This is a genomic window from Deinococcus aquiradiocola, assembly GCF_014646915.1.
Lineage (GTDB): Bacteria > Deinococcota > Deinococci > Deinococcales > Deinococcaceae > Deinococcus > Deinococcus aquiradiocola.
Window position 1 is genome coordinate 121,234 of the sequence record NZ_BMOE01000010.1, and the last position, 16,149, is coordinate 137,382.

Here is a 16,149-nt window from a genome sequence, read left to right on the forward strand (position 1 = left end):
CGCGCCGTCAATTGGGAGGGTTGCCCCGGACCGTCCGGGGCTTTTTTGATACTCTGTTCCCATGTCCACGGCCCGTCAGACCCGTCAGCGTGAGGTGATCGTCCAGGTGCTCCAGCAGGCCGAGGGGCCGCTCAGCGCGCCCGAACTGCTCGCCCGCGCGCAGGTGACGCTGCCCGGCCTGGGAACCGCCACCGTATACCGCACCCTGAAGCTCATGCAGGAGCAGGGCGAGGCGCACGCGGTGCATCTGGACGGCGAGCCGATGTACGAGTCGAGCGGGCGCGGTCACCACCATCACTTCTCGTGCAACGGGTGCGGGCGGGTGTTCTCGCTGCATTCCTGCCCGGTCGCGCTGCCGCGCGGCACGGTGTACCCGGGCGGGTTCGTGGTGGAGGACCACGAGGTGACGCTGTACGGCCGCTGCCCGCAGTGCGCGGCGCAGCAGGCGCAGGCCCCTGCGCCGGGCGTCACGGCCGGTTGAGCCGGTCTGCCGGGCATCTCCCGGTAGCGTGGGCGCGGCCTGCGCGCGTGGGGTGGGGGAGTGGGCAGGGCTTGCGCCAGAATTGAGAATGGATTATCGTTTCTCTCGTGCGTTCGCCCGGAGCGGCGAACACGTCTTCCGCAGGCCCGGACGACAGGACCGTGTCCCGACGCCACCCGGACGCCGCCCCCCCCGGCGCCGACGGGTCACCCGGGCCTGCCCCCTTCCCCCGCGCACCCACAGGAGCGACCCCGACATGCCCACCCCCCGCCAGACCCTCCCCTCCACGCCCGCCCGGCCCGGCCTCCGCACCCTCACAGCCCTGGCCCTGCTGGGCCTGAGCGCCACAGCGACCGCCGCGCAGGTCCCCGTCGCCGCCAGCACCTCCATCATCGCGGACTTCGTCAGGGCCGTCGGCGGCACGCGCGTCTCCCTCGTCACGCTCGTTCCCGCCAACGCCGACACGCACACGTACCAGCCGACCACCGGCGACGTGAAACGCCTCTCGCTGTCCCGCACGCTCTTCATCAACGGCGCGAACCTCGAACCGTGGCTCCCCAAACTCATCGGGTCCGCGCCCGGCGTCCGGGTCGTCACGCTCAGCCGCAGCGTCAAGCTCCGGCAGGCCAGCGAACTCGCCGCCGAGGGCCTCCAGGCCGAAGGCAGCTTCGATCCGCACACGTGGTGGAACCCGCAGAACGTCTCCGCGTACGTCAAGACCATCACGGCGGAACTCACGCGCCTCGACCCGGCAGGCCGGGCCACCTACGCCAGCAACGCCGCCGCGTACCAGAAGCAGCTCACCGCCCTCGACACCTACGCCAGAACGCAGTTCGGGACGCTGCCCGCCGCCAGCCGCACCCTCGTCACCAACCACGACGCGCTCGGCTACCTCGCGCAGCGCTACGGGTTCACGGTCGTCGGACAGGTGATCGGCGGCCTGAGCACCGAACGCGAACCGTCCGCGCAGGACCTCGTGCGGCTCGTGAAGGCCGTCCGCGCGTCCCACACGCGCGCCATCTTCACCGAGAACACCGTCAACGCCCGGCTCGCGCAGGCGCTCAGCAGCGAGACCGGCGTGAAGATCGCCCCGCCGCTGTACACCGACGCGCTCGGCGCGCCCGGCTCGGACGGCGCCACGTACCTGCAGGCCTTCCGGCACAACGTGCAGGTGATCGTGAGCGCACTGAAATAGATGTTATTGAGATTTGATACTCTGTTCTCCATGTCTCCCGCGAGTCGCCCCGCCCATCCCACCCCGCCCGCGCAGGGCGGCGCGCCGTGATCGAAGTTCAGGACCTCAGCGTGTCGTACGGCCAGCAGATCGCGCTCCAGAACGCCAGCGCCCGCTTCATGCCCGGCCAGTTCAGCGCCATCATCGGCCCGAACGGCGCGGGCAAGAGCACCCTCCTCAAGACCGTCCTCGGCCTCGTGGACGCCACGCAGGGCCGCGTCGTGACCTCCGACGACCTGCGCGACCTGCGCCGCAGCAGCGCCTACGTGCCGCAGCAGCAGACGCTCGACTGGGCGTTCCCCGTCACCGTGTGGGACGTCGCCATGATGGGCCGCACCGCCCGCCTCGGCTGGCTGCGCTGGCCCGGCCGCAAGGACCGCGACGTGGTCCTCGCGTCCCTCAGGCAGACCGAGGTGGACGCCCTGCGCGAACGCCCCATCCAGGCGCTGTCCGGCGGGCAACGCCAGCGCGTCCTGCTGGCCCGCATGCTGGCCCGCGAGGCGCAGGTGCTGCTGCTGGACGAACCGCTCACCGGCGTCGACACCGCCACCGGCGAGAAGATCATGCGCCTCCTGCAGGAACAGGCCCGCGCGGGCCGCACCGTCATCATGGTCACGCACGACCTCGAAGCGGCGCGCCGCTGGTGCGACCAGCTGCTCCTCGTGAACCGCACCGTCGTCGCCCAGGGCCGCCCGGACGACGTGTACACGCCCGCCAACATCGAATGCACCTTCTCCAGCAGCCACCTGGGGCACACCCATGCTTGAAGCGCTCCTCGACCCGCTCAGCGCGGGCTTCTTCCTGCGCGCGTTGATCGGCGTGACGCTCGTCAGCGTGCTGTGCGCCCTGGTCGGCGTGTGGGTCGTCCTGCGCGGCCTGAGCTACATCGGGGACGCCATGAGCCACGCGGTGCTGCCCGGCATCGTCGGCGCGTTCCTGCTGCACGTGAACCTGATCTTTGGCGCGGTCGTCGCGGCCGTCCTCACCGCGCTCGGTATCGGGTTCGTGTCGCAGCGCAGCGGCCTGAAGCAGGACAGCGCCATCGGCATCGTGTTCGTCGGCATGTTCGCGCTCGGCGTGACCCTCCTCAGCCGCGCGCCCACGTACACCTCCGACCTCGCCAACTTCCTGATCGGCAACCCGCTCGGCGTCACCAGCGGCGACCTGTGGGGCGCGCTCGCCGTGACCGTCGTCGTCGCCGCGACCCTGTGGGCCGTGCAGAAGGAACTGCTGCTCGTGTCCTTCGACCCCACCGAGGCGCGCGTGGTGGGCCTCCCCGTGCGCCGCCTCAACAACCTGCTGCTCGTCCTGGTGGGCCTCGTCGTGGTGCTCACGGTGCAGCTCGTCGGGACGACGCTCAGCGTGTCGCTGCTCATCACGTCCGCCGCGTCCGCCCGCCTCTTCGCGCCGAACCTGCGCCGCATGGTCGTCACGGCCGCCGTGCTCGGCAGTGCGTGCGGTGTGCTGGGCCTGTACCTCTCGTACTTCCTGAACACCGCCGCCGGACCCACCATCGTGCTCGTCAACACTGCCGCCTTCCTGATCGCCCTGACCCTCCGGGGACGGCGCGAGTAGGAAGGGATTCCGGGGGCGTTCCAAGTCACGAGGGGAAGGCGCCCGGTCCGGGCGGCTGACAGAGGACCGGCGCACACACGACAGAACAGAGGGGAGGCCCGGACATTCATCTGTCCGGGCCTCCCCTCGGGTGTTGCTAGCTCAGTAGAACTTGGTGACGCGGTCGAGGTTGTGGCGGTGCTGGGGGTAGCCTTCCTCGGCGCGCTTGCCGATGGGCAGCAGACCGGCGAACTGGACGTGCTCGGGCAGCCCGAGGAGTTCCTTGACGGCCTGGGGGTTGAAGCCGAGCATGGGGACGGTGTCGTAGCCCTTGCTGCGCGCGGCGAGCATCAGGAAGCCGAAGGCGATGTTGGCCTGGGTGAGGCCCCACTGGCCGCGCTGAGCGACGTCCTGCTGACCGAACGCACCCTCGAAGGTCTTGCGCTGGCCGACGCGGCCTTCCTCGCCCATGCCGGGGTGAGCGGTCTCCTCGACGGTGGCGAGGGTGTCTTCCATGTCGCTGTACACCACGATGACGGCGGGGGCGCTGGTGATCTGGCCCTGGCCGTACGCGGCGTCCTTCAGCTTCTCCTTGAGGTCGGCGTCCTGCACCACGGCGAAGCGCCAGGTCTGGGCGTTCCAGGCGCTGGGGGCGAGGCTCGTGAGTTCGAGGATCTCGCGCAGGTCGTCCTGGTTCATGGGCTCCTGAACGTACTTGCGGATGCTGACGCGGGTCTTGATCGCTTCGGCGACGCTGAGGTTGGTGGTGCTGCGGGCGGGCTGTTCGGTCACGTTCGTCATGGGTGTCATGCTGCATCAAGTGGTTTAAAAAGTCAAGTACTGTGACATTTACTAGTATTTGCCCCCCCTCCGGGCCTATACTGTCAGGCATGAGTCAACATGCCACCACCTTTTGCCCGGCATACCGGGCCATCGGGGTGTTGCAGGAGAAATGGGTGCTGCACATCGTGCGCGCCCTGCTGAGCGGTAACCGGGGCTTCAACGAGCTGGCCCGCATGATCGGAGGGTGCAACAGTGCCACCCTCACCCAGCGCCTGGAGCAGCTCGAACACCTCAACATCGTCGCCAAGGCCACCGATGTCGGCATGACCGGCAAGCTGGCCCGCAGCATCTACAGCCTCACCGAAGCGGGCCGCGAACTGCAGACCGTGATCGACGCCATCGACGCGTGGGGCCGCGCGCACCTCGCGCCGGACCCGGAAGGGGACGCCGTCGCGGTCGCCGCGCAGGCCGAATGCCCCCAGGAGGTGCAGGGCGACGGCCCCCACAGCGAGTCCGACCCGGAAACGGCGCTCGTCTCCTGACCCACCCCCCACGCCCGCCCTTGACCTGCCCCCCGTCCGCCCGCTAGCCTGAACTGTCAGCCTCGCCTGACACCCCTTTATCCAGAGCGCCCGAGAGACCTGGCTCCACGACGGCGCAGCAACCCGCCCTCATCACGGCACGGTGCTTCCTCCAGCCGGTATACGGGTCAACGATGACCGCTGTACCGGAACGATAAGGGAAGGGCACCCACGAAGTCACCGCTTTCGTCCCCCTTCTCCAGCCGCCCGCGCGCCACCCGCGCCGGGCTCCAAGAGAAGGGGGACGCTGCTGTCGTTCCCCGGACACCACACCCCCGTCGGCCCGCGCCCGCCGCGCCCCGACTGTTCCGGAGGACCGCACCATGACTGCCCACACCCCCACCCTGCAACGCCCCGTCCCGGCGGACACCGAACAGGACTGTTCCGCCGCGCCTGCCGCGCCACGCGTCCGCACCGTCACGCTGTTCCGCGACCACCCGCTGCTGCTCGACAGCGGCCGCCCCGTCTCGAACGTCCGCGTCGCGTACCACACGTACGGCCAGCCGCGCGCGCAGGCCACGCTCGTCACGCACGCCCTGACCGGCACGAGCGCCGTGCACGAGTGGTGGCCCGCGCTGTTCGGGGCAGGCCTCGCGCTCGACCCGGCCCGCGACTTCATCGTGTGCAGCAACGTCCTGGGCGGCTGCGCGGGCAGCAGCGGCCCACTCGAACTGGACGGCGCGCCCCTCAGCCTGCGCGACATGGTGACCGTGCAGCGCGAACTGCTGCGCGCCCTCGGCGTCGAGCGGGTCAGCGTGGTCGGCGCGAGCATGGGCGGCATGCAGGTGTACGAGTGGCTGCGCTCCTACCCGGACCTCGTGGAGCGCGCCGTCATCATCGGCGCGCCCGCCCGCCACTCGCCCTGGGCGACCGGCCTGAACGCCGTCGCCCGCAACGCCGTCCGGCTCGCGCCCGGCGGCGAGGGCCTGAAGATCGCACGGCAGATCGCGATGCTCAGCTACCGCTCCCCGGACAGCTTCGCCCTCACCCAGTCGGGCGAGAGCCGCACCCGCCCCGGCACGCCCGCCATCGCCACGTACCTGGAGTACCAGGGCGAGAAGCTCCAAACGCGCTTCTGCGAGCACAGCTACTGCGCCCTGACCGAGGCGATGGACCGCTTCGCGCTCACGGACGCCGAACTGCACGCCATCCGCACGCCCGTCCTGGCGGTCGGCATCAGCAGCGACGTGCTGTACCCGCCGCAGGAGGTGCAGGCGCACGCGGCCCTCCTCCCGAACGCCGAGTACTGGGAACTGCCGAGCCCGCACGGGCACGACGCCTTCCTGATGGACGCCGCCGAACTCGAACCGCGCGTCCGCGCCTTCCTGACCGCCCCACGCTGACCGCGCCCCGCGCTTACCGCTGAGCTGCCTGTCCGGCCGGAACGGCCAGGCCCCGCGAACCGTTCTGCCGCCTGCCGGGCAGCGTGCTAGAACAGGCCATGTCCTCTGCGCCGCTGCCGTCTTCGCCCGCCGCGCCGTCCACCCTGGCGGCCCGCCCCGAGAGCCTGTACGCCCTGCAGTTCCCCTCCGACCCGCAGCTGTCCCCGGACGGCACGCGGGTCGCGTTCGTCCTGACCAGCATCCGGCCCGAAACGCCCGACACCGCCAGCACGCCCGACACCGCAGGCACTGTCAGCACGACCGGCACGCCGGACCCGGAGCGCCCACGCTACTTCAGTGCGGTGCACGTCTCGGACGGAGGCGCGCCCCGCCCGCTGACTGCCGGGGACGCGCGTGACAGCTCGCCCCGCTGGTCCCCGGACGGCACACAACTCGCGTTCCTCAGCGACCGCAGCGGCCGCCCGCAGCTGTACCTGCTGCCCCTCGCGGGCGGCGAGGCCCGCCAGATCACGCGCTACGCCACCGGCGTCAGCAGCCCCGCCTGGAGTCCGGACGGCCGGTACCTGAGCTTCCTGACGCGCGCCGACGCCGTGGACCGCCGCGACGAACTCGGCGAGGCGCGCGTCGTCACGTCCGTCCTCTACCGCGCCAACGGCAGCGGCATGACGCCCCCCGCCCCCGCCGCCCTGTACCTGCACGACCTGCAGAAGGGCACCACCCGCCCCTGGCACGCGCCGGAGCGCGACATCGACGACCTCGTGTGGCTGCCCGGCACGCAGGGCGCCCTCCTCGTGAGCAGCGCCACCCAGGACGACGCCATTCACTGGCGGAGGGACGTGTTCCGCCTCCCCCTGCCGGACGGAGACGCGCCCGCCACGCCCACCCAGGTCACGCGCTGGGCCGCGCCCATCGGTCAGCTCGCCGTGCACCCTGACGGGCAACGCTTCGCGGGCGTGGGCCGCCCCCCCGGCAGCATCAACACGCACGACGCGCACGTCTACCTGTTCGGCCCGGACGGCACCGGCACGCGCCTCGACCCCGACTGGGACCGCCCTGCGGGCAACATCGTGGCGGGCGACCTGCACGTGGGCCGCTTCCCCACCCGGCCCGTCTGGCGGGACGACGCCACCCTCACCGTGACGTACACCGTGGGCGGCACGGCCGGCCTGTACGACGTGACCCTCGCCGGCACCGTCACGCCCCGCCTGCACGACCCTCACGGCGCCGTGACGGCCTTCACCGCGCACGGCGAGCACCTCGCGCACATCAGCGAGAGCGCTGCCCGCCCCACCGAAGTCCACCTGAACGGCACGAGGATCACCCGGCACGGCGAGCACCTCCCGTTCACGCCCGCCGAACCCAGGCGCGTCACCTTCCAGACCGAGGACGGCGAAGGCGAAGGCTGGATCCTGCTCCCGCCCGGCGAGGACCGCGTGCCCGCACTGCTCAACATTCACGGCGGACCGCACACCGCGTACGGGTACGGCTTCATGCACGAATTCCAGCTGTTCGCGCAGGCCGGGTACGGCGTGTGCTACAGCAACCCGCGCGGCTCCGTCGGGTACGGGCAGGCGTGGAGCGAGGCCATCCACGGCCGCTGGGGCACCGTGGACCGCGCCGACCTGGAGGCGTTCTTCGACGCGTGCCTGCAGCAGGAACCGCGCCTGGACGCCGCCCGTACCGGCGTGATGGGCGGCAGTTACGGCGGGTACATGACGAACCTCATCACGTCCCGCACCACGCGCTTCCAGGTGGCCGTCACGGACCGCAGCATCTGCAACCTCATCAGTTTCGGCGGGACGAGCGACATCGGCATGCGCTTCTGGGACGACGAGCTCGGCGGGAACTTCCACCGCCGGGACGACGTGGACCGCCTGTGGGCCATGAGTCCCCTGCGGGACGTGCAGGACGTCCGCACGCCCACGCTCGTCATCCACAGCCTGCAGGACCTGCGCTGCCCGATCGAGCAGGCCGAGCAGTGGTTCGCGGCCCTGCAGCTGCACGGCATAGAGAGCCGCTTCGTGCGTTTCCCGGACGAGGACCACGAACTCAGCCGCTCGGGCCGCCCCGACCGGCGCGTGAAGCGCCTGCAGGAGTACCTCGACTGGATCGCCCGGCACCTCCCGTGAAGCCCCCCGCCCCGGACCCTGCCCACGCGGCCGGGACGCTGCGCCTCCTCGCGCCCGGCGACGAGCCCACCGTCCGGGCCTGGCTGGCGGAACACTTGGACGCGCACCGCCAGTGGTGGCAGGACGCGTACGGGCACCTGCCCGTCATGCCCGCCCCGGACGCCCTGGAGCGCGAGTGGGCCGAACTGCAGGGCGCGGACCGCTCCGCAGCGCACCTCGTCACCGTGAGCGCGGACCTGCACGGGCACCCGACCGGCATCGTGCAGGCGGGCGTGCGCGACGACCGCGTGATGGGCCTGCGCCTCGGGGTGCTGCAGTGGATCTACGTCACGCCCGCCCGTCGCGGCCACGGCACGGCCGACCGCCTCATGCGTCACGCGCTCGCGTGGATGGACGCGCAGGGTGTGCAGGGCCGCGAGGTGTTCGTTACGGCCCGCAACGCCGCCGCCGTCCGCCTGTACGAACGGCACGGCTTCCGCACCACCGACCACCGCATGCTCGCCCCCGCCCCCTCCTCACCCAACCCTTAACTTTCCGTCCAAAGGCACTCCTCCACTCCATTCGGCGGGACGAGACGGCCTTAAGATGCCCGTCATGACCCGCCCGCCCCCCGCCGCGACCGCCACGCCCGCCGTCCCGCCACGCTCACGCCTGCTCGCCACCATCGGCCTGATCCTCGGCGTGTTCCTCGCCGCGCTGGAATCCAGCGTCGTGGCGACCGCCATGCCCAGCGTCATCCGCGACCTGGGCGGCCAGCACCTGTACGCCCTGCCGTTCGCGGTGTTCCTGCTCACCAGCACCGTCAGCAGCCCCCTGTGGGGCCGCGCATCCGATATTCTCGGCCGCAAACGCCTGTACCTCGCGGGCGTCACCGTCTTCCTGATCGGCTCGGCCCTGTGCGGCGCCGCCACCAGCATGACCTTCCTCGTGCTCGCCCGCGCCCTCCAGGGTTTCGGGGCGGGCGCCGTCATGCCGCTCACCCTCACCAGCGTCGGCGAACTGTACACCCTGCAGGAACGCCCGCGCGTGCAGGCCTTCATCAGCGGCGTGTGGGGCGTCTCCGCCCTCGTCGGCCCCCTGCTGGGCGGCGTGCTCGCCGAACACGTCTCGTGGCGCTGGGTGTTCTACGTCAACCTGCCGTTCGGCATTCCCGCCATGCTGATGGTGTGGCGTTCCCTGCAGGAGACCGTGACGCGCCGCGCGGGCCGCGTCCAGATCGACTGGCTCGGCGCGCTCCTCTTCACGCTCGGCAGCGGGCTGCTCGTGTGGGGCCTGAGCCTCAGCATCTGGTGGCAGGTCGGCGCGGGCCTCGTCGTCCTGACCCTCGCCGTCCTCGTCGAACTGCGCCACCCCGCCCCGCTCCTCCCCATGAAGGCCCTCGCGCAGCGCCTCCCGAACGTCGGCCTGTGGAACAACCTGCTCGGCGGCGCCGCGTACTTCGGCGTCATCGCGTACCTCCCGCTGTACGCGCAGAACGTGTCCGGCAGCGCCACCAGCGGCGGCCTGATCCTCACGCCCATGCTGCTCGGCTGGGTGCTCGCCAGCATCATCACCACCCGCCTCATGCGCGTCATGGGCCTCACCCGGCAGACGCAGCTCGGCTTCGTGGTCCTCACCGTGGTCTTCGCGCTGATGGTCGTCCTCGCGCACGCACCGCTCGGCGTGATCTCGGTCCTGGGCTTCTTCGTGGGCATGGGCATGGGCTTCAGCATGGTGAGCCTCCTGCTCGCCGTGCAGAGCGCCACCCCGCGCGCCGAACTGGGCGCCACCACCAGCGCCATGCTGTTCGCCCGGCAGATGGGCGGCGCACTCGGCACGGCAGGCATGGGCCTCCTGATCGGCACGGCCGCCATCTCCGGCGGCGGCGAAGCCCTCGTGACGGGCCTGCAACGCGCCTTCGTGCTCAGCGTCGTGATGGTCGCCGTGGGCCTCGCCCTGTCCCTCACCCTGCGCGGCCAGGGCATCCCCGCCAGCGCCGCCGCACCCGTCCGGCCCGCCGCGAACGCCGACGACTGAACAGGACACTGCTGGCGGCCCTCCCCGGCACCAGGACCGAAAACGCCGGACGCCCCGTACGGGAAGCGTCCGGCGTCGTTCGTCCGGCAGGCGTGAGCCTCAACCCCATGAGTGTAGCAGAGGACGCCCCTGACGGTGTTCTGACCTTACCGGGCACCGCCTTGAGGCGTTCATGACCGGCGCGTGACGTGCCCTCAGCACACTGAACTCAACCGGCACCCGCCCCTCCAGCCCACGACACAGCCAGCCCGCACCGCCAGCCCGTACCTCCAGCACACCACCGACGCCCAGGGAGGACCGACATGAACGCCACCCGACCCACCACCCACCAGCAGCTCCCGCAGGACCTGACGGACCGCCTCGCCGAGTACGCCTTCCCGGACCTCCTCGCATCCCGCATCGCGGCCGAGCAACAGTGGAGCGCCGCGCACACGGCCGCCGTCCTCACCGAGTACCGCCGGTTCCTGCTGCTGGCCGCCACGACCACCCGTTCCGTCACGCCGAGTCGCGCGGTGGACGCCGCATGGCACGAGCACCTCACCTTCACCCGCGACTACTGGGAGCGCCTGTGCGGCGACGTGTTGCGCCGCCCCGTGCACCACGAGCCCGCCGGGCCGCGATCGGCCGTCGGCGACGACACGCGCGCCGCGTACCGCCTCACCCTGCAGCTGTACACCGACACCTTCGGGGAGGCGCCGCCCGCCCACCTGTGGCCCGACCCGGACGCTCCGCGCACCGGTGACGGTCCGCGTGTCGGTGCGGCCGGTGCGCGCCGCGCGGGGCGCACGCGCCTCCCCGTCGTCGTCGCCATCCTGGCCGCCAGCGTGGCGTACGTGACCGCCGGCCAGGCACTGCCGGGCCTGCTCCTGGCCGGCGTGACGGGCCTGCTCACGTACTCGCTGCTCGGCGCGGCCCTCGGGGCCGGTGCTCGCGGCGCGTCCGGCAGCGGCGGCAGCAGCGAAAGTGGTGACGGATCGTCCTTCTTCGGCCTCGACTTCGGTGGGGGAGACGGCGGCAGCGATTCGGGAGGCAGCGACACCGGGGGTGGGGACGGCGGGAGCAGCTGCGGTTCGAGCTGCGGGTCCGGCTGCGGCAGCTGACACGCCACACGAGAGGGCCGACCTGAACGCGCGTCCGGGTCGGCCCTCTCGTGTTTGGCGGGTTACTTTCTGAGGTCGGCGAGCTGCGCGTACAGCGCCTTCTCCTGCTCGCTGAGCTGTACGGGCAGCGTCAGGTTCAGCCGGGCGTACAGGTCGCCCGCCCCGCCGCCCTTCTTCGGCCACCCCTGCCCCTTGAGGCGCAGCTGGCGTCCGCCGCTGCTCCCGGCGGGAATGCTGAGCGTCACGTCGCCTTTCAGGGTGGGGACGCGGGCCTGCCCGCCGAGCGCGGCGACGTGCACGGGGACGTCCACCGTGACGCTCACGTCGTCCCCGTCCAGTTCGAAGCGGGCGTCTTCCAGCACGCGGACCGTGAGGAGCACGTCGCCGCCGCCGGGACCCTGGCCGCTGAGGCGCAGGCGGCCGCCGTCGCGCGTTCCGGCGGGGACGCGCAGAGAGATGCGTTTGCCGTCCACGTTGATGGTCTCGTCCGTGCCCGCGTACGCTTCCTGCAGCGACACCTGCAGTTCGCCCTCGACGTTCTGCACGAACCTGCGCCCGCCACCGATGCCGCCCTGGCCGCCCATCCCGGCCCCGCCGAGCAGGTCTTCGAGATTGATGCCGCCCTGCGCGCCGAACCCGCCCCGACCTCCACGGCCGAACAGGCCCTGGAAGAAGTCGCTGAACTGCGAGCCGTCCGCGCCGCCGAACCCGGAGAAGTCCGCGCCGCCCGCGCCGCTGTACGCGCCGGGCGGGACCTGCCCGGAGTGGCCGTACGTGTCGTACACCTTGCGCTTCTCGGCGTCGGACAGCACGGCGTAGGCCTCGCCGATCTCCTTGAAGCGCTCGGCGGCCTTGTCGTCACCGGCGTTCTTGTCGGGGTGGTACTGCTTGGCGAGCTTGCGGTACGCGCTCTTGATGTCGCCTTCGGAGGCGCTCCGCGCTACGCCCAGCGTGTCGTAATAGTCTTTGTACGCCATCAGCGTCCTCCTCGGGGGTACAGGAACTTACAGGAACTGAGTGTGTCGGGGCGGGGGAAGTGGAGTAGGGAGGGTCAGGCGTCCGTGTCGCCCGTGCTCCCCGCGTCTGTGCCGCCCTGCCGGGCGATGCGTTCGAGGGCGTCCGGGTGCTTGCGGAGCATGAAACGGTACAGTTCCTCGACCTGCGTTCTCGCCCACGGCGTCCTGCGCAGGAACTTCAGGCTGCTCTGCACGCTCGGGTTGTCCTGAAAGCAGCGGATGCGGACGCGCCGCCCCAGTTCCTCCCAGCCGTAGTACGCCTGGAGGCGCTCCACGACCTGCGCGAGCGTCACGCCGTGCAGGGGGTCGGGGGACGCGCCGGTCACGCCGCCCCCCGGGCCGTCGTCGTGCTGCAGGGTGTCACGTGCGGCTCAGGCCTTCCTGCTGACCACGACGCGCGCGGGACGCACGAGGCGGTCACCCATCCGGAAGCCGAGCTGGAACACCTGCACCACCGTGTCGTCCTGCTCGCCCGGCACCACCTGCAGCGCCTCGTGCCACTGCGGGTCGAAGGTCTCGCCTTCCCGGCCGGTCGACTGGAGGCCCAGCTTCTCGAAGACGTTCAGGACCTTGCTCATCACGTTCTGCATGCCGGGAACGAGTTTGGCCGGGTCGGCACTGCCCATCTCGGTGGCGCGCGACAGGTCGTCGTAGATCGGCATGAGCGCCTCGGCGGCGTCGGCGGTGCCCTTGTTGCGGGCTTCGCTGGCGTCGTCGGCGGTGCGGCGGCGGAACGACTCGAAGTCCGCCGCGAGGCGTGCGAGTCGGCCCTTCAGGTCCGCGTTCTCACGTTCGAGATCGTCGGCCTTCTGGAGTTTCTCCATCATTTCCTGCACGCCCGCGAACATGCTGGGGTCCAGGCTGCTGGGGTCGAAGTCGGCCATGTCGGCGTCCTCGTCCTCCGTCAGGGTCTCGGCCTGGGTCAGTTCGGCCTCGGTGACGGTCTCGCCGCTGTCGGCGTCGATGGTGGTCTTGCGGGGGTCCTGCTCGTTGGGGTTGCTGGGGTTGGTCATGGCGTCTCCGGTCATGGGTGAGGGGAGCGGGGAGGGGGCGGTTCGCGCCCCGCGTTCCCCGCTCCCCCCGTGAAGCGTCGTTCGGCTGGCGGTCCCGGCTCAGTCGGCGGGCTTGAAGTCGGCGTCGATGACGTCCTCGTCATCCTTGCGGGCCTGCCCGGCGGGGGCGGCCTCGCCCGGCTGCCCGGCCTGCTGGCCTGCCGTCATCAGTTCGCGCAGCCCTTCTTCCAGGCGCTTCTGCACGTCGGCGATCTTGCTGTCGTCGTCGCTGCGGATGGCTTCCTCGGCCTCGTCGGCGAGCGCCTTGACCCGGTCCTTGAGGCCCTGGTCGGCCCCGGCGTTCTCCTCGATCGCCTGGGTGGCCTGGACGCGCAGGCTGTCGAGCGCGTTGCGCTTCTCGACCTTCTCGCGGCGCTGCTTGTCGGCCTCGGCGTTCTGCTCGGCCTCGCGCACCATCTTCTCGACGTCCGTCTTGTCGAGGGTGGTGGTGTTCTCGATGCGGATGCTGCTCTCCTTGCCGCTGGTCTTCTCCTTGGCGGTGACGTGCAGGATGCCGTTGGCGTCGATGTCGAAGGTCACTTCGATCTGCGCGCGTCCGGCGGGCATCGGCGGGATGCCCTCGAGCTTGAAGCGGCCCAGGCTCTTGTTGTCGGCGGCCATGGGGCGCTCGCCCTGCAGCACCACGATCTCCACGCCCGGCTGGTTGTTCTCGGCGGTGGTGTAGATCTCGGTCTTCTTGGCGGGGACGGCGGTGTTGCGGGTGATCATGGGGGCGATCATGCCGCCCTTGACTTCCACGCCGAGCGTGAGGGGCGTCACGTCCACGAGCACGATGTCGCCGAGCGCGCTGTCGCCCTGGATGATGCCGGCCTGCACGGCCGCGCCGAGCGCGACGGCCTCGTCGGGGTTGACCGACTCGTTGGGGGTCTTGCCGATGATGTCCTGCACGATGCGCTTCACGGCGGGAATACGGGTGCTGCCGCCCACCAGGATGACCTCGTCGATCTTGCTGGCGTCGAGCTTGGCGTCGTTCAGGGCCTGCTGGACCGGTTCACGCACGCGGCGCAGCAGGTCCGAGGTCAGTTCCTCGAACTTCGCGCGGCTCAGGGTGCGCTCCAGGTGCAGCGGGGTGCGCGTTTCGGGGTCGAAGGTGATGAAGGGCAGGCTGATGCTGGTCTCGGAGGCGCTGCTCAGTTCGATCTTGGCCTTCTCGGCCGTCTCGATGAGGCGCTGCAGGGCCTGCTTGTCCTTGCGGAGGTCGAAGTTGTGCTCCTTCTGGAACTCGCCCGCGAGCCAGTCCACGATGCGCTGGTCGAAGTCCGCGCCGCCCAGGTGCGTGTCGCCGCTGGTGGACTTCACTTCAAAGACGCCGTCGCCGAGTTCCAGGATGGTCACGTCGAAGGTGCCGCCGCCCAGGTCGAAGACGAGGACCGTCTCGTTGCCCTTGCGCTCCAGGCCGTAGGCGAGGGCCGCGGCGGTGGGCTCGTTGATGACGCGCAGCACGTTCAGGCCCGCGATCTCACCGGCCTGCTTGGTGGCTTCGCGCTGGCTGTTGTCGAAGTACGCGGGGACGGTGATGACGACGTCCTTGATGCTCTGGCCGAGCTTGCTGCTGGCGTCGGCGACCATCTTGCGGAGCACTTCGGCGCTGACCTGTTCCGGCGCGAGGTCCTTGCCGTTCACTTCGATGCGGACCGAGCCGCCGGGGCCTTCCTTGACGGTGAAGGGGCTGCGGGACGCTTCGTCCTTGACTTCGTTCCAGTTGCGGCCGATGAAGCGCTTGACCTCGAAGAGGGTCGCGGCGGGGTTCAGGGCGGCCTGGCGGCGCGCGATCTGCCCGACGAGGCGCTCCTCGCCCTTGTAGGCGACGACGCTGGGGGTGGTGCGGGCGCCTTCGGCGTTCACGATGACTTCGGGACGGCCGCCTTCCATGACGGCGATGACGCTGTTGGTGGTGCCCAGATCGATTCCGACTGCTTTCGGCATAGTGACCTCGTGTGGTGGTGCTTGGAGTGGAGTGGTGTGTTTCGACTGCTGTGGCTGGAGTTCTGCTCCCTGGCCGGAAGCAGTTCTGAACGCCACACATCATAAGGCCACAGTTTGGTGCAGTCAATAGACCTGAGTGCAGTACGCTCAAGTTTAAGGTCGGGTGAACACTACCCCGCCCCCGCACACCCCCGCACGCCCCCACCCGAACTCTGTCTCCAGCCCCCACATTCGCGCCGCCCGGCGGCGTAGAATCGGTGAATGAAGAGGCGAGGTCAGGCGCGAACTGAACGGCCGGCGGCACGAGGGCGCCGCCCCGCTCAGCGCGAAGGGCGCAGGATCGGCACGGCACCACACCCCCCCCGGCGGAGCACCCCCCGATGACCACCCCGCCCCCCCGCAAGCCCGTCTGGCCGTGGTGGGTCCTCGGCGGCGTCGTCGCCCTGCTCCTCCTGATCGGCATCGTCGCCCCGCGCGACAACACCAGCGAACTCGCCCTCAGCGACTTCCAGACCGCGCTCGCGCAGGGCCAGGTGAGCCGCGTCGTCATCACCAACCAGAACAACCTCGCCACCGTCAGCGGCATGCTCCGCAGCGGCGCGACCTTCAGCACCCGCACCCTCAGCAGCGACCCCCTCATCAGTCTCCCCAGTCTCGAAGCGCGCGGCGTGGCCGTGCAGCTCGCGTCCACCGGACGGCTCGGCTGGGTCACGGTCCTCAGCACCGTCCTCACCGGCGCGCTCATCGTGGTGCTGCTCGTGGTCCTGCTGCGCGGCAACCGCCAGGGCGGCGGCGATGCCGCCGGAGCCTTCGGGCGGAGCAAGGCGACAGTGCACTCGGAAGGGCAGGTGAAGGTCAGCTTCGCGGACGTCGCCGGCGCCGACGAAGCCAAAGCCGACCTCGTCGAAGTCGT

15 protein-coding genes, 1 pseudogene and 1 riboswitch are annotated in these 16,149 nt (G+C 70.8%); of the genes and pseudogenes, 11 read left to right on the forward strand and 5 right to left on the reverse strand.

The genetic code is table 11. The features are described 5' to 3' along the window. The first annotated feature begins 61 nt into the window (after window positions 1–61). From IEY33_RS14045 to mntB, 4 genes are all read left to right on the forward strand, one after another. On the forward strand, window positions 62–481 hold the full coding sequence (locus tag IEY33_RS14045; protein ID WP_188963910.1) for a Fur family transcriptional regulator: 420 nt from the start codon (window positions 62–64) through the stop codon (window positions 479–481). 256 nt (window positions 482–737) lie between these two features. Beyond that, window positions 738–1,676, forward strand: coding sequence for a manganese ABC transporter substrate-binding protein MntC (gene mntC / locus IEY33_RS14050; protein ID WP_188963911.1), 939 nt, complete (start codon window positions 738–740; stop codon window positions 1,674–1,676). Window positions 1,677–1,762: 86 nt separating this feature from the next. After that, on the forward strand, window positions 1,763–2,482 hold the full coding sequence (mntA, locus tag IEY33_RS14055) for a manganese ABC transporter ATP-binding protein MntA (RefSeq protein WP_188963912.1): 720 nt from the start codon (window positions 1,763–1,765) through the stop codon (window positions 2,480–2,482). Further along, complete coding sequence (mntB, locus tag IEY33_RS14060) at window positions 2,475–3,290, forward strand: manganese ABC transporter permease MntB (RefSeq protein WP_188963913.1); 816 nt, start codon at window positions 2,475–2,477, stop codon at window positions 3,288–3,290. The genes mntA and mntB overlap by 8 nt, the downstream gene beginning before the upstream one ends. Window positions 3,291–3,431: 141 nt before the next feature. On the opposite strand, the gene IEY33_RS14065 is transcribed toward mntB, so the two are convergent. Continuing rightward, window positions 3,432–4,070 carry a nitroreductase family protein gene (locus IEY33_RS14065; protein ID WP_188963914.1) on the reverse strand — a complete coding sequence of 213 codons (639 nt, stop codon included), beginning with the start codon at window positions 4,068–4,070 and terminating at the stop codon, window positions 3,432–3,434. Between the two features lie 89 nt (window positions 4,071–4,159). Between IEY33_RS14065 and IEY33_RS14070 the strand changes: the two are divergent. The 6 genes and pseudogenes from IEY33_RS14070 to IEY33_RS14095 all read left to right on the forward strand — a co-directional run. Beyond that, window positions 4,160–4,480 (forward strand): annotated as a pseudogene (locus IEY33_RS14070) (winged helix-turn-helix transcriptional regulator); the annotation flags it as partial. A 188-nt stretch (window positions 4,481–4,668) separates the two neighbouring features. Next, a riboswitch (SAM riboswitch) is annotated at window positions 4,669–4,794 on the forward strand. 162 nt (window positions 4,795–4,956) lie between these two features. Beyond that, window positions 4,957–5,976 (forward strand): homoserine O-acetyltransferase family protein, encoded by a 1,020-nt coding sequence (locus IEY33_RS14075; RefSeq protein ID WP_188963916.1) that lies wholly within the window; start codon window positions 4,957–4,959, stop codon window positions 5,974–5,976. A 98-nt stretch (window positions 5,977–6,074) separates the two neighbouring features. After that, on the forward strand, window positions 6,075–8,105 hold the full coding sequence (locus IEY33_RS14080; RefSeq protein ID WP_188963917.1) for a S9 family peptidase: 2,031 nt from the start codon (window positions 6,075–6,077) through the stop codon (window positions 8,103–8,105). Continuing rightward, window positions 8,102–8,635: a GNAT family N-acetyltransferase gene (locus IEY33_RS14085; protein ID WP_188963918.1), complete on the forward strand. Its 534-nt coding sequence runs from the start codon at window positions 8,102–8,104 to the stop codon at window positions 8,633–8,635. Before IEY33_RS14080 ends, IEY33_RS14085 begins: the two co-directional genes overlap by 4 nt. Window positions 8,636–8,699: 64 nt before the next feature. After that, window positions 8,700–10,121 (forward strand): MDR family MFS transporter, encoded by a 1,422-nt coding sequence (locus IEY33_RS14090; RefSeq protein WP_188963919.1) that lies wholly within the window; start codon window positions 8,700–8,702, stop codon window positions 10,119–10,121. A gap of 302 nt (window positions 10,122–10,423) precedes the next feature. Next, the gene (locus IEY33_RS14095) at window positions 10,424–11,221 is read left to right on the forward strand and encodes a glycine-rich domain-containing protein (protein ID WP_188963920.1); all 798 of its coding nucleotides are present in this window, start codon (window positions 10,424–10,426) and stop codon (window positions 11,219–11,221) included. Between the two features lie 62 nt (window positions 11,222–11,283). On the opposite strand, the gene IEY33_RS14100 is transcribed toward IEY33_RS14095, so the two are convergent. The 4 genes from IEY33_RS14100 to dnaK all read right to left on the reverse strand — a co-directional run bounded on the left by IEY33_RS14100 (window position 11,284) and on the right by dnaK (window position 15,236). Further along, a complete protein-coding gene (locus IEY33_RS14100) occupies window positions 11,284–12,198 on the reverse strand; it encodes a DnaJ C-terminal domain-containing protein (RefSeq protein WP_188963921.1) in 915 nt (304 codons plus the stop codon). Between the two features lie 74 nt (window positions 12,199–12,272). Next, the gene (locus IEY33_RS14105; protein ID WP_188963922.1) at window positions 12,273–12,563 is read right to left on the reverse strand and encodes a VF530 family protein; all 291 of its coding nucleotides are present in this window, start codon (window positions 12,561–12,563) and stop codon (window positions 12,273–12,275) included. Window positions 12,564–12,608: 45 nt separating this feature from the next. Further along, window positions 12,609–13,250: a nucleotide exchange factor GrpE gene (locus tag IEY33_RS14110; protein WP_188963923.1), complete on the reverse strand. Its 642-nt coding sequence runs from the start codon at window positions 13,248–13,250 to the stop codon at window positions 12,609–12,611. 99 nt (window positions 13,251–13,349) lie between these two features. Next, complete coding sequence (gene dnaK / locus IEY33_RS14115; protein ID WP_188963924.1) at window positions 13,350–15,236, reverse strand: molecular chaperone DnaK; 1,887 nt, start codon at window positions 15,234–15,236, stop codon at window positions 13,350–13,352. Between the two features lie 380 nt (window positions 15,237–15,616). Here dnaK and IEY33_RS14120 point away from each other — a divergent pair. Next, window positions 15,617–16,149: ATP-dependent metallopeptidase FtsH/Yme1/Tma family protein (locus IEY33_RS14120; RefSeq protein ID WP_188963925.1), on the forward strand; the 533-nt coding region annotated here is incomplete at its 3' end.